Below are 16,785 nucleotides of genomic sequence, written 5' to 3' on the forward strand. Positions count from 1 at the left end.
AAATTTTCCATATCAGCTTAGGAGTTTGATTTGAAGCCAGTAAAAGTGGGCGTTTTAGGTTTAGGTACTGTCGGTGGCGGTACGGTAAATGTCTTAAAACGCAATGCCCAGGAAATCTCACGTCGTGCCGGGAGAGACATTATTATCACTCACGCTAGCGCAAGAGACCTTACGCGTGAGCGTCTGTGTGACACTCAGGATATTACACTAAGTACCGACCCTTACGAAATTATAAACAACCCCGAGATTGAAATCGTCCTGGAGTTAATCGGCGGCACCAGTCTCGCTAAAGACCTGGTATTACAAGCGATAGCCAATGGCAAACATATTGTGACTGCCAATAAAGCGCTGATCGCTTTACACGGCAATGAAATTTTTGCCGCTGCCAGCAAAGCTAAGGTGATGGTCACTTATGAAGCAGCCGTTGCCGGTGGCATCCCCATTATTAAAGCCATACGCGAAGGACTAAGTGGCAATCAGATCAACTGGTTAGCAGGTATTATCAACGGCACGGGCAATTTCATCCTGACCGAGATGCGTGATAAAGGCCGTAACTTTGCAGATGTACTCGCAGAAGCTCAAGAGCTAGGCTATGCAGAAGCTGATCCGACCTTTGATGTCGAAGGCATTGATGCCGGGCACAAATTAATGATTCTGGCCTCTATTGCCTTTGGAATTCCGCTGCAGTTTGAGCATGTCTTTACCGAAGGAATTACCAAAATCACCCGTGCTGATGTCGAGTATGCTGGAGAGTTAGGCTACCGTATCAAACATTTAGGTATTGCACGTAAAACAGACAAAGGGATTGAACTTAGAGTTCACCCCACCCTGATTCCAGAACGTCGCTTGATTGCTAATGTAGATGGCGTAATGAATGCGGTTTTAGTGCAAGCCGATGCCGTTGGCCCTACCCTTTATTATGGTGCCGGTGCTGGTGCTGAAGCAACTGCTTCTGCAGTCGTTGCTGATGTGGTTGATGTGGTGCGCGCATTAACCTTAAATGTAGAAAACAGAGTGCCGTATCTGGGCTTTCAAACAGATGCGATTATAGACCTGCCTATCTTGCCACGTGAGGCCATTGAAACTGCCTATTACTTACGCCTGACAGTTGAAGATAAGCCGGGAACATTAGCGGATATCACTAATATTCTAGCTAAGCAAAATATCAGTATCGAAGCTCTGATACAAAAAGAACCGCAGCATGGTGAGACTCGAATCCCTGTCATTATGCTCACCCAGAAAACCATTGAAAAAGAAATGGATGCAGCGATAGCTGCTATCGAAATTTTAGCGTCTGTTACTGGACAGGTAACACGCATCCGCCTCGAAACATTAGGATAATAAAATGGCAACATCAACATATTACACTGGATTAATTGAACGCTACAGAGACCGCCTTCCGGTCAGTGAATCAACGCGTATTATCAGTATAGGCGAAGGCGACACGCCGCTTATTCAACTACAAAACATCCCCAAGCTAATTGGCAAAGATGTTGATATTTACGTTAAATATGAAGGCCTGAACCCCACCGGTTCCTTTAAAGATCGCGGCATGACCATGGCTGTGACCAAAGCTGTTGAAGATGGTAGTGAGGCCATTGTTTGCGCGTCAACCGGAAACACTTCTGCTTCTGCAGCAGCGTATGCGGTACGTGCAGGCATTACCGCTTTTGTATTGATTCCTGAAGGTAAAATTGCTCAGGGTAAACTTGCGCAAACCTTAATGTATGGCGCACAAATCATTCAGATCAGAGGCAACTTTGATCAAGGCATGAGCCTGGTTAAAGAAGTGGCTAATCATGCACCTGTGACAATTGTTAACTCAATTAACCCGTTCAGAATTGACGGCCAGAAAACAGCCACATTCGAAATTGTTGATGCACTGGGTAAAGCACCTGATTATCACTGCTTACCGGTTGGTAACGCAGGAAACATCACAGCATACTGGAAAGGCTACAGCGAATACGCAACCGAAACCAATGGTATAGCAGCTGTCTGCGACAAACGCCCGGTTATGTGTGGCTATCAAGCCGCAGGTGCAGCGCCTTTTATCGCCGGTAAAATGATTGATAACCCTGAAACTGTCGCGACTGCAATCCGCATCGGTCACCCTCAGTCCTGGGATTATGCGTGGAATGCGCAAAAAGAATCTGGCGGCTGGTTTGATAGCTTTGCTGATGAAACAATTCTTGCTGCGCAAAAGATGCTCGCCAGTTACGAAGGTATATTCTGTGAGCCAGCATCCGCTGCTTCATTAGCAGGCGCTCTCAACGATATCGGCTCAGGCAAGATCCCTGAAGGCAGCACGATCGTCTGCACCTTGACAGGCAATGGTTTAAAAGACCCTGAAACAGCTATTTCGCAATGTTCCGATACCCACCCGGTATCCATTGATGCATCTCTGGATGCAGTGAAAAAAGCCATTCTGGACAATATGTAATAAATACCAATCAAAATAAAATCATGTAGGCTGGGTTAGCTTTTTTATTGCGTAGCAGTAAAAAACGTAACCCGGCAAATAAGGTCTTGTCATCTGCCGGGTTACGTTATCTGCCCTAGGCTTGCTAATCTAACCCAGCCTACCTATTTTCTAAATATAACCAAGGAACATCAATATGAGCAATGTTTTCAGTTTTACAGGGACTGTAGGCAGAGATGCCGAAGTAAGAACCACCCCAAACGGCCAGACGGTACTGAATGTGACAGTAGCCAATAATGTAGGCTTTGGCGATAGACAGCAGACAATCTGGGTTCGAGTAGCTCTGTGGGGCAAACGCGCCGAAGGACAGCTCCAGAATTACCTTAAAAAAGGCCAGCAGGTCTTTGTATCGGGTGAATTAACACAGAGAGAGTATCAGGCTAACGATGGTACAACTAAATCCAGTCTGGAATTAAATGCAAATATTATTGACCTGCTAGGCAAGCGTAACGAGCAAGGCAGTGTTGCCCAACCCCAGCAAAACTATCAGCCTAAGCAACAACCCGCCCAAGCAGATTACCCTCCTGCTGATAGTTATGATGATGTGCCTTTTTAAAGGTATCCTTAGAAACGCGCACGAAATAGCTTAAGCAACTGGCTTGTCTTTTTATCCGTCTTCTGCGTTGTAGAGACTATTACGTAGCTGGCTATATGCCTGTTTCTACGTCCCCGTATCAAGCACGGGCCAGGCTTTGAATACGAATAAAAATCCTGCCCCAGATGCTCAACTTATTCCGTGCGCGTTCCTTAATAATGTAGCCTGTATTTCGCTAGCGAAATACAGGAAAAGCAGTGCATCCAAACGCCGTATTTCGCAAGCTGCATACGAGCTACATGGTATGTGTAGAACGCTCTGACTCTAAAGAACCAGCTAAATAGGTTTCAATTTTATTTCTTGCCATGCCACCATCCTGATCACTGAACTGCACGCCAACTCCTGCCGTTCTATAACCCTGAGCTCCGGAAGGAGTAATCCAGATAACCTTTCCCGCTATAGGCAAACGCTCTGTTTCTTCCATTAAATTAAGCAGCATGAAAACTTCCTGACCCATTTTGTATTCACGATTGGTCGGAATAAATAAGCCACCATTTTCCACAAAAGGCATATAAGCGGTATATAGCGCGTGTTTTTCTTTAATGGCCAGAGATAAAATCCCTTGCCGTGCGGATGATTCAGCCATTTTATTTATTTACCGTTGTTTGCGACCAGCTAATAAGCAGCTCTTCAAATAATAGCTGTTTATTAAGTTGCTTTTTTATTCTATAAGTATCTTTTAATAATAAACTATACAAATCGAATAATCTATTCAAGTCTAGTCGCTTTGCCAGGCTACGCAAGTGTTTTTCTACATCGTCGTTCAGTAACTGACTATTATCTACTTGAAAATGACACTTGATAAGATCTTCTGTCCAGCTGATCAACCAATGTATTAATTGAGTCGCAGGAAGTTTATGCCATTTTTCTGCAATCTGAACCGGGCATGCTTTATCCAGAGAAACTTTTTGCCAATCCTCAAAGCAGCTATTGCGTTGCGCTAATATATTGTCTTGCGCATAGCTCAGAGCTTTAATTGGCGCACCTTGTGCCAGGCGTAACAACAACTGCTGCTGTTCACTAACGCCTTGTTCCTGTAACCAAAGCGTTGCGGTATCAATTCCCGGTGCTTTTATTAACAATTTTTGACAGCGACTTCTAATCGTCGCAGGCAACGCCTGACTTTGCTCTGTCAACAACAGAAAGACCGTGCGCTCGGGTGGCTCCTCCAGACATTTTAGAAAGGCATTTGCAGAATTCATATTCATCTGCTCTGCTGGCGCTATGATTACCACCCTATAAGCACTGTATTGAGGCTTTAAGACTAGCTTGCCAATCAGCTGCCTGATTAAATCAACACCAATCGCTTTTCCCGGCTCTTCTGGCTGCAACAGGGTAAAATCAGGATGCGTTCTCGCTGTAAATAATTTACAGCTGGCACAATGACCACAATAGCTCTGTTCTTGCTTATCTGTACAAATTAAATATTGCGCAAATCGCTCCGCCAGCTGCTGCTTGCCTAAACCAGCAACGCCATTAATCAATAATGCTTGCGGAATACGCTGCTGCTGCACATAGGCCGCTAAATACTGCCAATAGGACTGATGCCAAGGCCAGGAATTAGTTTTGTCACTCATAAATAAACGGAGTTAGTGTTTGTTTAATCTGGTTTTGTACTTTTTCCAGGCTTTGCGTAGCATCAATGATTTTCACTCGTTGTGGCTGTTGTTCTGCAATAGCTAAATAAGCCTCTCTCACCTTGGCAAAAAAAGCCATTTTTTCTGACTCAAAACGGTCCAGTTTTCCGCGCTGCTCCGCCCGCTGCATACCCAGTTGTATAGGCGCATCAAGTAATAAGGTTAAATCTGGACGTAAATCAGCCTGAACAAAGTTTTCTAGCCATTGAATAGCAGACACTGCCATATTCCTGCCTCCGCCCTGATAGGCATAAGTCGCATCGGTAAAGCGGTCACACAATACCCAGGTTCCTAGCTCTAGTGCTGGCTTTATAATATGTTTGATATGTTGCGCCCGTGCTGCAAACATCATCAGTAATTCTGCCTGCCCGGCAATGGCTTCCTGCTCTTTATCCAGTAGTAGCTGGCGAAGGTTTTCTGCCAGAGCCGTGCCCCCAGGTTCACGAGTCAATAAAAAAGGAATATGTTTTTCCTCAAGCAAGGATTTAATATAGGCGATATTGGTCGTTTTACCTACACCTTCACCACCTTCTAGAGTAATAAATCGTCCTGATATCATTAACGTTTCCTTAGAAATGCTCGAACTGCCCGGTTATGTTCATTCAGAGTTGCCGAGAAATTATGACTACCATCGCCATTGGCTACAAAATACAGGCTATTTCCTTGTGCAGGATGTAATACCGCATTAATCGCCTGTTCGCCTGGCATAGCAATTGGGGTCGGTGGTAAACCATCAATACGATAGGTATTATAAGGCGTTAAGGCTTGTAAATCTTTTTTACGTATATTGCCTTGATAACTTTCTCCCATACCATAGATTACCGTTGGGTCCGTCTGTAAGCGCATACCCTTGTTGAGCCTACGGATAAAAACTCCTGCTATAATAGGACGTTCTGCAGAAACCCCTGTTTCTCTTTCTACAATTGAAGCCAAAATCAATGCTTCATAAGGCGTTTTGATAGGTAAGCCTTCTGCTTTATTAGCCCATTCCTGCTTAAGTACCTGTTGCATTTTTTGATAGGCTTGCTGCAAAACCGCTAAGTCTGTCGTATGCTTTTCAAAACGATAGGTATCGGGGAAAAATAAGCCTTCAGGATGCGTATAGTCACTCCCTAGCTTTTGCAAAATATCAGCATCGCCTATACCCGTCAGTGTCAGCTTAAGGTTCTTATCTACTACCAGTGCCTGACGTAGTTGTTTAAAAGTCCAACCTTCAGGAAAAGTAATACCATGTTGCATTACCGCCCCACTACTGAGCAAAACCAGGAATTCTTTAGGCGTTATTCCCACAGGTAGCTGATACTCACCTGCTTTTAATTGATTGATCAAACCTTGCTGGCGCGCTAGTATTTTAAACCAGAGCATATCTATTTCAGGCTGCTGAAAACCTACCTGGCTATCCAGCTGCTGGATAATACTGTTAAATGGACTCCCTTTCGCAATATCCATGATAATCGGGTGCTGTACTATTAGTGGTTGCTCGATAAACCTCTGATAGTCCTGCCATAGCCAGCTTAGCGCAACGCTTATTATTAGCAGCAGGGCAATACTAATACGTGCTTTCATGCGGCAATATCTCTTGCTTTATAATCCATTAAAGCCACTAATATTTTTTGCGTCAGTTTGCCAACAGGGTAAGATTTATTCTCTAGGGATCTAATCGGCCAGATACCAATGACTGAATTACTAACAAATAATTCATCCGCCTGCAGAACAAAGCCCTTGGTTAACAAAGCTTCTTGAAGGGGGATATTGTTTTGCTCGGCAATATGCATAATAATCTGGCGCATCACTCCTTTGATTCCTGAAACGCTAATCTCTGGTGTATAGACTATTTGATCTTTAACAACAAACAGGTTGCTCATTGTCCCTTCGATAACATGTTCATGCAAATTAAGCATTAACCCTTCCTGGAATTCATCCTGCCATTCAGAGCGGGCTAATACTTGCTCCAGACGGTTATTATGTTTTAATCCTGCAAGCAAAGGATTTAGCCCTAAACGAGCATGACAGAAACGCGCCTGTATTCCCTGGGTTTTATAGTGTTCAGGGTAATCTGGGTAAGCATGTAATGCGACAATTCGGGTAGGTTTTACAAACTCCGGCTGGCGATAACCTCGCCCACCTGAGCCACGAGTCAGCATTAATTTAATAACGCCCTGTTCGCAGCATTCACAAATTTTCTTGAGTTCATCCAGTAGAAGGGTTTCATCTGGATAGGGGATTTTTAGTGTTTGGCAACCTGCTTTTAAGCGCGCAAGATGTTGCCGTAAAAAAACAGGCTGGCCTTGAACAACTTCGATCGTTTCAAATAAACCATCGCCATAGTGCAAGCCACGGTCAGTTATTGTTAGCGTATTTTTGAGTTCGCCATTGATTAAGATCATAGCAAACCCAAAGGCTACCTATTCGTAACGTTTGAAAACAAGTGAACCGTTAGTACCACCGAAACCGAATGAATTAGAAATGGCAATATCAATTTTCATTTCACGGGCAGTATTAGGCACAAAATCCAGGTCGCACTCAGGGTCTTGATTATCCAGGTTTATGGTTGGTGGAGCAATTTGGTGCTTGATACTTAAAGCGCTTAACACGGCTTCAACACCACCCGCAGCACCGAGTAAATGACCAATCATTGATTTAGTCGAACTTATCGCTACTTTATAAGCATGATCACCTAAAGCGGCTTTCATTGCCTGCGTCTCACCTAAATCACCTGCTGGTGTAGATGTGCCATGAGCATTGATATAATCAACATCGGTGTTATTTAAACCGGCATCACGTATAGCATTTTTCATGCACCGCGCCGCTCCTTCACCACCCACTGATGGTGTGGTCATATGATAAGCGTCACAACTCATACCATAACCCACCACTTCAGCATATATTTTAGCGCCACGCGCTTTAGCATGTTCCAGCTCTTCCAGAACTACCACGCCAGAACCATCACTTAAAACAAAGCCATCGCGATCTTTATCCCAGGGGCGACTTGCTGCCTGTGGATCATCATTCCGCCGCGAAAGTGCTCTGGCCGAAGCAAAGCCACCCATTGCAGTGGGTGATGACGTACAACGCTCTGCACCACCTGCTACCATAACATCCGCATCGCCGTATTTTATAAGACGCGAAGCATCACCTATATTGTGTGTGCCAGTAGTACAGGCAGTCACAATCGCAAAATTTGGACCTTTTAAACCATATTTTATGGACAGGTTACCGGAAATCATATTGATAATATTTCCGGGGACAAAAAATGGTGAGATACGGCGTGGGCCACCTTTTTCATAAGTTGCATAACACTCTTCAATACCTGTTACGCCACCAATTCCCGCGCCAATTGCAACACCTATTCTTTCTGCATTCTCTTCCGTAACTTCTATTCCTGAATCTTCAATCGCCTGGCAACCTGCTGCAATACCATAATGAATAAACCCATCCATACGTTTAGCATCTTTGGCCTGAATATATTCACTGATATCAAAATTTCTAATCACCCCACCAAAAGTCGTAGCAAAAGGTGAGATATCAAAGGAATCAATCAGGCTAATCCCGCTTTTTCCGTTAACAATGCCATCCCATGTTTCAGAAACTGTGTTTGCAAGAGGCGTAACTGCGCCTAGCCCTGTAATAACAACGCGACGTGTGCTCAATGGAGGATACCTGAATTAGAAAGAAAGAAAGGAGGGGTATTAATGGGCAATAGTAATCGCCCATTAAGTCATAACAGACTAAGGTATTAGCCGTTTGTGTTTACGTAGTCTATAGCTTGTTGTACTGTCGTAATTTTTTCAGCATCATCATCAGGGATTTCACATTCGAATTCTTCTTCTAAAGCCATAACCAATTCTACTGTATCAAGTGAATCAGCGCCTAGATCATCTACAAATGATGCATCATTAGCAATATCTTCTTTAACACCTAGTTGCTCAGCGACAATCTTTTTTACACGTTCTTCAATGCTACTCATATTATTTTTCCTTAATGGATGCTGGTTTCAATGATACAACATCACTATTATTATTAATCTGGTTCGACTTATACGTATTTTCAATAAGCCGTGCAATTATACTTGAAAATTATGCGTTGGCATAATTTTAAGCCATAAACATACCGCCATTCACATGCAGGGTTTCACCGGTAATGTAGGCAGCACCGTCTGACGCTAAAAATGCAACTGCATGCGCTATTTCCTGTGCATCACCCAGGCGTGCTAATGGAATCCCTGCCAATAAAGCCTGCTTAATATCATCTGACAATTCCCGCGTCATATCGGTATCAATAAAGCCTGGTGCTACCGTATTCACAGTAATCCCACGGGAGCCTACTTCTTTTGCCATAGATTTAGCAAAGCCAATCATACCCGCTTTTGCTGCCGCATAATTTGCCTGACCGGCATTACCTGTCGCACCCACAACAGAGGAAATATTAATGATACGTCCAGACCTGGCTTTCATCATTCCTCTTAGTACGGCTTTACTCATTCTAAACACAGAGCTTAAATTGGTATTGATAATGTCATCCCATTCATCATCTTTCATGCGCATCAGTAAATTATCCCGGGTAATACCCGCGTTATTCACTAATATGGCTGGCGTACCATATTCATCAGCAATGCTTTTAATCACCTGAGCAATCGACTCAGGATCAGAGACATTCAGTTTCATGCCTTTACCACTCTCGGCCAGGTAAGCAGAAATCGCATCTGCCCCGCCATCAGAGGTTGCTGTACCGATAACAAAAAAGCCATCGATTACTAATTTTTCTGCAATGGCACGGCCAATTCCACGGCTCGCACCTGTTACCAAAGCGACTTTATTAGTCATTTGCATAATTCTCCAATAATTTATTTAAAGTATCCGGGTTATGAACGGTAAAATGATCAGCCGTTTTAACGATACGCTTATTTAAGCCCATCAGTACTTTTCCTGGCCCCATTTCAACGAAAGTTGTCACGCCTTGTTCGCTCATGGCATTCACTGTATCCACCCAACGTACCGGCATAAATAACTGCTGTTTTAAGGCCTGGCGAACTTCTTCCGGTTTTTTATGCACACTGACATCCACATTGTGCAATAAGGTAACATCTGGTTCTGCAAACTGTAACTCCTGCATTTTGGCAAACAATTGCTCAGCCGCCGGTTGCATTAATGCACAATGCGACGGCACACTCACCGGTAATTTAAGCGCGCGTTTTGCACCCGCTTCTTTTGCCGCCAGCATTGCTCTGTCAATGGCGGCACTATTGCCGGCAATAACCACTTGACCTGGTGAATTAAAATTCACTGCCGAACAGACTTCAGTTTCAGCCGCATCGGCGCAAACCTGGATAACCTGCTCGTCAGTTAGCCCAAGCACAGCAGCCATAGCTCCTACACCTTCAGGCACTGCCTGCTGCATAAAACCACCTCTCTGGGCAACTAAAGCAATCGCATCTGCAAAGCTTAAAACACCGGAACACACTAACGCAGTATATTCGCCCAAACTATGTCCCGCCATAAAAGCAGGACGCACATCAGACTGCTCGCACCATACTTTCCATAGTGCAACACCCGCTGCTAACATAGCTGGCTGCGTATTATGCGTTTGATTTAATGCTTCGACCGGACCGTCTGCCACCATAGCCCATAAGTCGAAATCCAATACATTAGAAGCCTGAGAAAATGTTTCTTTAATCTCTGGAAATGCATCTGCCATCTCAGTCAACATGCCAACTGATTGAGAACCCTGCCCTGGAAAAACAAAGGCGAGTTGATTATTTTGTGTACTCATTTAAACCCTTCTAATACTTGATAAGCGCAGAACCCCACGTAAACCCTGCACCAAATGCTTCTAATAGAACAACATGTCCACGCTGTATTCGACCATCTCTTACCGCTTCGTTAAACGCCAGTAAAACAGAAGCCGAAGATGTATTACCCTGATCTTCCAGCGTAACCACAACACGATCCATAGACATTTTTAATTTTTTTGCAGTCGCAGTGATAATACGAATATTCGCTTGATGCGGCACCAGCCAGTCGATATCTGTTTTCTGCATATTATTCGCAGCCAGTGTTTCATCTACAATTCGGCCCAGGGTATTCACCGCAACCTTAAACACTTCATTGCCTTTCATAGAAATATAGCCAGCAGAGTGCTCTTCGCCTAACGCTTGTGGATTTGGGCACTTCAATAAATCTTCAAAGCGTCCATCGGAATGAATATGTGTCGATAATACACCTGGTTCATCAGCAGCCTGTAATAAAACCGCGCCCGCGCCATCACCAAACAAAATGCAGGTACCACGATCTTCCCAATCGGTAATACGCGAATTAATTTCTGTACCGACCACTAATACTGTTTTAGCAGCACCGGATTTAATATACTGATTGGCGACATCCATACCAAAAATTGATCCCGAACAAGCCGCCTGTATATCAAATGCAACACCATTCTTAATACCCAGTCTATGTTGCAACATACAACCGGCCCCAGGATAAACATTTTCTGGCGTTCCGGTTGCAACAACAATCAAGTCAATTTCATTCGGCGCAATATCTGCCATTTCTATGGCCTGTCTTGCTGCAATCTCGGCCATACCTGACGTTGTTTCATCGCTGGCCGCTATACGCCGGCTTTTAATCCCGGTACGTTCAAATATCCAGCTATCAGAAGTATCAACCGTTCGTGAAATATCTGCATTGGTTTTTATTTCAGCAGGCAAATAACCTCCTGTACCAATTACTTTTGCATAAGTTGTCATGGATCATCTCTCCTGCTTAAAGCCAGCTCAACTTGCTCGCTAATTTTCTGGATCACATTTTTTTCTACTTCAACCTCAGCCAAGTGGATCGCCGTCTTAAATGCCAGGGCATCCGCCCCACCATGACTTTTTATCACCAGGCCTTTCAAGCCTAGAAAACTAGCGCCATTATGCAATCTTGGGTCAATACGATTTTTTATGGCTTTTAAAGCCGGATAAGAAATCAGTGCCGCTACTTTGGCCAAAAGGTTTTTAGAAAATGATTCCTTTAAAACTAAAGAAATCATTTTTGCAGCGCCTTCAATGGATTTTAAAGCGACATTGCCAACAAAGCCATCACAAACAATTAAATCAACTTTTTCATCGCCTGCATTAAGAGAGTCACCCTCGACATATCCAATATAATTAAGACCCGAATTTTCCAGCAATTTAGCCGCTGCTTTAACCTGCTCATTGCCTTTGGTTTCTTCTTCACCGATATTCAGCAAACCCACGGTAGGATCACTGATATTTTCTACCGCCTTAACAACTTCAGCACCCATTACCGCAAATTGAAAAAGGCTTTCTGCAGGACTATCCACATTAGCGCCTAAATCTAGCACATGCGTATGGCCAAAAATAGAAGGCATAGAAGATATAATAGCGGGGCGATCTATGCCCGGAATCATTTTTAAAACAAATCTTGCCGTTGCCATCAGCGCGCCGGTATTACCTGCACTGACACACGCATCCGCTTGACCATCCCGCACTAGGTTAATAGCCACGCGCATGGATGAATCTTTTTTATTTCTCAGCGCCTTAGATGGAGACTCATCCATGGCAACGCACTGCGATGCATGTTGAATAGATAAACGCCCTTTAAAATCTACTAAATCCTGCTCTAGCAAAGGGCCAATTATTTGCTCATCCCCGACCAGTATAAGCTGCAAATTCGGGTTCTCTCGCAAGCAATCCAGAGAGGCTGGAATGGTCGAATCGGGACCATGATCACCACCCATTGCATCTATCGAAATTATTAAACTCACTTAAAGAAAACTCCAGTCACTGTTATAAAAAAATCCGGACATCAAGCCCGGCTTTCTCTACTGATTAAACTAAAATGCACAAATAATGCACCCACTACGATCATTTAGTCTTCTTCAGCTACAACGATCTGGCGACCTTTAAAATAACCATCAGGTGTTACATGGTGACGTAAATGTGTTTCACCTGTAGTTGGATCTTGAGATAAGGTTTTCGCAGTTAATGAATCATGCGAACGACGCTGACCGCGTCTTGAACGTGTTACTTTACTTTTTTGTACGGCCATTATTGGTCTCCAGTAATTTTTAGTTTAGCTAAAACAGCAAAAGGGTTTTCAGATTCTTGTTTAGTTATCTTAGGCTCAGCAAGTTTTACAGCAGGCTGATATTGCAAACATTTCTGTTCATGTCTAGGAAAATCTGGCAGAGAAATAAGGACTTCATCTTCGATAAGCCCTGGCAATGACATTTTTTCGTCAGAAACCATCATCGGCTCGAACTCACCGGTTAGACGGTCAGCCTGTTCGATTGTTTGTACCATACCTATCTTTACCGGCTTATCTACCGACCAGTCCAGTGCTTGCAGACAACTTTGACAGACTAAAGTTACTTGACCTACTATAGATCCCTCTATAATAGGCACTTTACCTTCTTTATAAAACTGCAAATCCACTTTCAGCTCGCCTTTGCCATCAAACAAAATATCGGCAAGACGATCTAAGCGTCGCAGGTTTAAACGCCCTTGTATATGACTTTGCCTCTCGGCAAAAACAACGGGATCTATAAGTTCGGGTAATTGATCTGACATAACTATACAATAATAGCCCGTATTAATGCATTATGTCAATTGAAATATCATGCAAACCAACAACCTAGTACTAGCATCCAGCTCCACATACCGAAAGTCGCTGTTAAAAAAATTACGCCTACCTTTTATTTGCGCCAGCCCAGACATAAACGAAGCCGCACAAGCGAATGAAACACCTGAGCAATTAGCACTGCGCCTCGCCGAAGAAAAAGCCCGTGCGCTTGCAGGTGATTACCCGGAACATTTAATTATTGCTTCGGACCAAGTTGCCATGCTAGCGAACAAACAACTTCATAAACCAGGCAACGCAGCAAATGCCGTCAAGCAATTACAACTTTCTTCAGGCGCTGAAGTCATTTTTTATACCAGCATCTGTATACTAAATAGCGCAACAGCTGAGATTAAAAGCGACCTTGATATCTGCAAAGTACATTTTAAAAAACTTAACGACCAGCAAATTAAGAATTATATAGCGCTAGAGCAACCCTATAATTGCGCAGGCAGTTTTAAATCAGAGGGTCTAGGCATCGCTCTATTTGAACGGATCATAGGAAACGACCCAAATGCCCTGATAGGGCTGCCATTGATTAAACTTATCCACTTACTAGAAGCCTTTAATATCAAAATATTAGAACCTCATTGAGTGATATTTTCAGCAAATCAAGCCAGGCACCTCTATGCTTCCGTATGAATATTTAACTCGTAGGCCCATTAATATCTTCAGGATCACCCTCGTAGGGTGTCGCGTACTTGCAATCCTTTTGCGGGCAAACTTTTTCCGGGCCGCGGCTCTTGGTGGTTTTCAGCGTTAGTATTGGCCAGTCGCAGGTTGGACAAGGCTCTTTAACCGGGACATTCCACAGCGCGTAATCGCATTTAGGATAGCCTGAGCAAGAATAGAATACTTTATTGTTGCGTGACTTACGTTTGAGAATTGTGCCTTTTTTACATTTCGGGCATTCAACTTCGGTATCCAGAGGCTTTTCTAACGGCTCTATATGCTTGCACTTTGGATACGAGCTACAGCCGATAAATTTACCATAGCGTCCCGTTTTCATTACCAGGTCAGATTCGCATTCTGGACACTTTCTACCCTCAATAACTTCAGGCGCATTTGACTCAGTGCCATCATCATTCAAGTTACGCGTATAAGAGCAGGCGGGGTAATCAGTACAACCAATAAAACGCCCATTGCGGCCTAAGCGGATAGACAGCTGCTTACCACATTCAGGACATTTCTCATCTATCGCTTCCTGTGTAACATCTTTACGCTGTACCGACTCTTCCTTATCTTGAATAAGTTTGGTAAAGGGTATCCAGAAGTCACGCATTAAAGGAACCCAGTCCTTTTCACCGCGCGAAACAGCATCTAATTCATCTTCAAGATTCGCGGTAAAATCATAATCGACATATTTTGTGAAATGCTCAGTCAGGAATTTATTTACAATTCTACCTACATCAGTTGGATAGAATCGCTTGGTCTCCAGAGTGACGTATTCTCTGTTTTGTAAGGTAGAGATAATTGATGCATAGGTAGACGGTCTGCCTATACCATGCTCTTCCAGTGACTTAACCAGGCTGGCTTCGCTGTATCGGGGCGGTGGCTCTGTAAAGTGCTGATTAGTGACAATTGCATCCAGAGGAATTGAGTCACCTTCTGCCATTGGCGGTAAAAAAGTTTCTTTATCATCGGACTCTTTATTGTCATCTTTACCTTCCAGGTACACTGTCATAAAACCTGGTTTGGCGATAACCGAACCCGTTGCACGGAAAACATTTTTTTCACTACCACACTGCAGATCAACAGATACGGTATTGATTGTCGCATGAATCATCTGACAGGCAACAGTCCGCTTCCAGATCAGGTCATAGAGCTTAAATTGATCACTGGTTAAATACTTTTTTAAATCGGCAGGTGTTTGCTGCGCTAAAGTCGGGCGAATTGCTTCGTGCGCTTCCTGAGCATTTTTAGACTTGGTTTTAAATAACCGAGGCTCTTTAGGTATCTGGTCAGTTCCATATTTATCGCTGATTAACTGACGAATATTTTCCAGTGCTTCTTCTGCTAAATTAACCGAGTCAGTACGCATATAAGTAATTAAACCAGCGGCTTCGCCACCCCCTATATCCATTCCTTCATACAATTGCTGGGCAACCATCATCGTACGCTTGGTGGTAAAACCAAGTTTCCGCGCAGCTTCCTGTTGTAAGGTAGAGGTTATAAACGGCGCTGCAGGATTGCGGCGGCGCTGTTTCTTTTCTAATTTAGCGACGCTTAATATGCCATCAGCTGCAGCAACTAATGCTTGCTGAGTCGCTTGCGCCTGATCATCATTTTGTATGCTAAATTGCTCTAATTTTTCGCCATTGTAGTGGGTCAACTTGGCTTTAAACGCCTGCTTCTCATAAACAAGCTTGGCAGTAATCGACCAGTATTCACGAGTTTTAAAGGCTTCAATTTCCAGTTCTCGCTCGGCGATCATGCGTAAAGCCGGGCTTTGCACCCGACCAGCGGACAGGCCGCGACGGATTTTTTTCCACAATAAAGGGGATAAGTTAAACCCCACAAGATAATCCAGCGCCCTACGGGCCTGCTGCGCATCCACCAGAGTCGTTGCAATTTCTCCTGGATTCTCTATCGCATGAGTTACCGCTTTCTTGGTAATTTCATGAAACACAACACGGTGTACAGTTTTATTTTTTAGCAATTTTTTTGCTTTGAGCATTTCTAGCAAATGCCAGGAAATCGCTTCTCCTTCTCTATCAGGGTCAGTCGCGAGGTAAAGCGTATCAGCACCTTTAAGTGCTTTGGTTATGGCTTGCACATGACGCTGATTGCGTTCCTGTACCTGATATTTCATGGCAAAATCATTCTCGGGGTCAACCGCGCCTTCTTTAGGTATCAAGTCGCGTAAATGACCGTAAGACGCAAGCACTTGAAAATCCTTGCCCAGATATTTTTCTATGGTTTTGGATTTTGCAGGCGATTCTACAATGATTAAATTTTTACTCATGCGTGTTATGAACCAATATTAATTTAAAAAATCCGGAGCATCCTGATAAATAATGTTTTCCATATGCGCTATGGCAAGTTCTTCATCAGCCTGACTCAGTAATACGATTAAAGCAATCCATTTCAATTCTTCGATAGAAATGCGGGTATTTTCTACGGCCATTGCCCGGTCGATCACTAATTCACGGCTGACAGGATTAAGGATATTCATACCTTCTAGAAACAGTATAAAGTTACGGCCTTCCATATCCAGCTTATGACACTCCTCTGCACAAAAAATACGGAAATTTTTGGTAGATTTGAAGACGGGTTCTTCCTGTAGCGCCAAAGTATCTAGCCATTCAAAGGCTTTTAAAATAATGCTCGAATTAAATCCGGCAGCTTTGAGTTCTGATTGCAATATGTCGGTATCGGGAATGATATCTATCTCACTATCCATATAATTTTCAAATAGATAGATTAATACATCAAAAATATCTTCATTCATTA

At 43.5% G+C, this 16,785-nt stretch carries 19 protein-coding genes; 4 read left to right on the forward strand and 15 right to left on the reverse strand.

Annotated features, from left to right (window positions below; translation table 11 throughout):
* The first annotated feature begins 30 nt into the window (after positions 1 to 30).
* From ACQY3F_RS18960 to ACQY3F_RS18970, 3 genes are all read left to right on the forward strand, one after another.
* Positions 31 to 1,341: a homoserine dehydrogenase gene (locus ACQY3F_RS18960; protein WP_428356587.1), complete on the forward strand. Its 1,311-nt coding sequence runs from the start codon at positions 31 to 33 to the stop codon at positions 1,339 to 1,341.
* Positions 1,342 to 1,345: 4 nt separating this feature from the next.
* The gene (thrC, locus tag ACQY3F_RS18965; protein ID WP_428356588.1) at positions 1,346 to 2,440 is read left to right on the forward strand and encodes a threonine synthase; all 1,095 of its coding nucleotides are present in this window, start codon (positions 1,346 to 1,348) and stop codon (positions 2,438 to 2,440) included.
* 175 nt (positions 2,441 to 2,615) lie between these two features.
* Positions 2,616 to 3,035, forward strand: coding sequence for a single-stranded DNA-binding protein (locus ACQY3F_RS18970; protein ID WP_428356590.1), 420 nt, complete (start codon positions 2,616 to 2,618; stop codon positions 3,033 to 3,035).
* A gap of 274 nt (positions 3,036 to 3,309) precedes the next feature.
* On the opposite strand, the gene ACQY3F_RS18975 is transcribed toward ACQY3F_RS18970, so the two are convergent.
* The 13 genes from ACQY3F_RS18975 to ACQY3F_RS19035 form a co-directional block, all read right to left on the reverse strand.
* Positions 3,310 to 3,660: a PilZ domain-containing protein gene (locus ACQY3F_RS18975; protein ID WP_428356591.1), complete on the reverse strand. Its 351-nt coding sequence runs from the start codon at positions 3,658 to 3,660 to the stop codon at positions 3,310 to 3,312.
* A gap of 1 nt (position 3,661) precedes the next feature.
* Positions 3,662 to 4,651 (reverse strand): DNA polymerase III subunit delta', encoded by a 990-nt coding sequence (locus ACQY3F_RS18980; protein WP_428356592.1) that lies wholly within the window; start codon positions 4,649 to 4,651, stop codon positions 3,662 to 3,664.
* Positions 4,644 to 5,270 (reverse strand): dTMP kinase, encoded by a 627-nt coding sequence (gene tmk, locus ACQY3F_RS18985; RefSeq protein WP_428356594.1) that lies wholly within the window; start codon positions 5,268 to 5,270, stop codon positions 4,644 to 4,646. The genes ACQY3F_RS18980 and tmk overlap by 8 nt, the downstream gene beginning before the upstream one ends.
* Complete coding sequence (gene mltG / locus ACQY3F_RS18990) at positions 5,270 to 6,277, reverse strand: endolytic transglycosylase MltG (protein ID WP_428356595.1); 1,008 nt, start codon at positions 6,275 to 6,277, stop codon at positions 5,270 to 5,272. The genes tmk and mltG overlap by 1 nt, the downstream gene beginning before the upstream one ends.
* Positions 6,274 to 7,098 carry an aminodeoxychorismate lyase gene (gene pabC, locus ACQY3F_RS18995; RefSeq protein WP_428356597.1) on the reverse strand — a complete coding sequence of 275 codons (825 nt, stop codon included), beginning with the start codon at positions 7,096 to 7,098 and terminating at the stop codon, positions 6,274 to 6,276. Before pabC ends, mltG begins: the two co-directional genes overlap by 4 nt.
* A gap of 18 nt (positions 7,099 to 7,116) precedes the next feature.
* Positions 7,117 to 8,361: a beta-ketoacyl-ACP synthase II gene (gene fabF, locus ACQY3F_RS19000; protein WP_428356598.1), complete on the reverse strand. Its 1,245-nt coding sequence runs from the start codon at positions 8,359 to 8,361 to the stop codon at positions 7,117 to 7,119.
* A gap of 86 nt (positions 8,362 to 8,447) precedes the next feature.
* Positions 8,448 to 8,678: an acyl carrier protein gene (gene acpP, locus ACQY3F_RS19005; protein ID WP_147636735.1), complete on the reverse strand. Its 231-nt coding sequence runs from the start codon at positions 8,676 to 8,678 to the stop codon at positions 8,448 to 8,450.
* A 127-nt stretch (positions 8,679 to 8,805) separates the two neighbouring features.
* Complete coding sequence (gene fabG / locus ACQY3F_RS19010) at positions 8,806 to 9,534, reverse strand: 3-oxoacyl-ACP reductase FabG (protein ID WP_428356600.1); 729 nt, start codon at positions 9,532 to 9,534, stop codon at positions 8,806 to 8,808.
* The gene (fabD, locus tag ACQY3F_RS19015; protein WP_428356601.1) at positions 9,527 to 10,480 is read right to left on the reverse strand and encodes an ACP S-malonyltransferase; all 954 of its coding nucleotides are present in this window, start codon (positions 10,478 to 10,480) and stop codon (positions 9,527 to 9,529) included. Before fabD ends, fabG begins: the two co-directional genes overlap by 8 nt.
* Before the next feature lie 10 nt (positions 10,481 to 10,490).
* Positions 10,491 to 11,453, reverse strand: coding sequence for a beta-ketoacyl-ACP synthase III (locus tag ACQY3F_RS19020; protein ID WP_428356602.1), 963 nt, complete (start codon positions 11,451 to 11,453; stop codon positions 10,491 to 10,493).
* The gene (plsX, locus tag ACQY3F_RS19025) at positions 11,450 to 12,478 is read right to left on the reverse strand and encodes a phosphate acyltransferase PlsX (RefSeq protein ID WP_428356604.1); all 1,029 of its coding nucleotides are present in this window, start codon (positions 12,476 to 12,478) and stop codon (positions 11,450 to 11,452) included. Before plsX ends, ACQY3F_RS19020 begins: the two co-directional genes overlap by 4 nt.
* A gap of 104 nt (positions 12,479 to 12,582) precedes the next feature.
* A complete protein-coding gene (gene rpmF / locus ACQY3F_RS19030; protein WP_300371550.1) occupies positions 12,583 to 12,762 on the reverse strand; it encodes a 50S ribosomal protein L32 in 180 nt (59 codons plus the stop codon).
* The gene (locus ACQY3F_RS19035; protein ID WP_428356606.1) at positions 12,762 to 13,283 is read right to left on the reverse strand and encodes a YceD family protein; all 522 of its coding nucleotides are present in this window, start codon (positions 13,281 to 13,283) and stop codon (positions 12,762 to 12,764) included. The genes rpmF and ACQY3F_RS19035 overlap by 1 nt, the downstream gene beginning before the upstream one ends.
* A 49-nt stretch (positions 13,284 to 13,332) precedes the next feature.
* Here ACQY3F_RS19035 and ACQY3F_RS19040 point away from each other — a divergent pair, with 49 nt between their 5' ends.
* Positions 13,333 to 13,926, forward strand: coding sequence for a Maf family protein (locus ACQY3F_RS19040; protein ID WP_428356607.1), 594 nt, complete (start codon positions 13,333 to 13,335; stop codon positions 13,924 to 13,926).
* A 52-nt stretch (positions 13,927 to 13,978) separates the two neighbouring features.
* Here ACQY3F_RS19040 and topA read toward each other — a convergent pair whose 3' ends face one another.
* Both topA and ACQY3F_RS19050 read right to left on the reverse strand, forming a co-directional pair.
* Positions 13,979 to 16,297 carry a type I DNA topoisomerase gene (gene topA, locus ACQY3F_RS19045; RefSeq protein ID WP_428356608.1) on the reverse strand — a complete coding sequence of 773 codons (2,319 nt, stop codon included), beginning with the start codon at positions 16,295 to 16,297 and terminating at the stop codon, positions 13,979 to 13,981.
* A gap of 18 nt (positions 16,298 to 16,315) precedes the next feature.
* Entirely contained in the window at positions 16,316 to 16,783 is a 468-nt protein-coding gene (locus ACQY3F_RS19050) for a DUF494 family protein (RefSeq protein WP_428356609.1), read from the reverse strand.
* Positions 16,784 to 16,785 lie beyond the last annotated feature (2 nt).

It is taken from the genome of Methyloprofundus sp., from assembly GCF_965251085.1.
Classification (GTDB): Bacteria; Pseudomonadota; Gammaproteobacteria; order Methylococcales; family Methylomonadaceae; genus Methyloprofundus.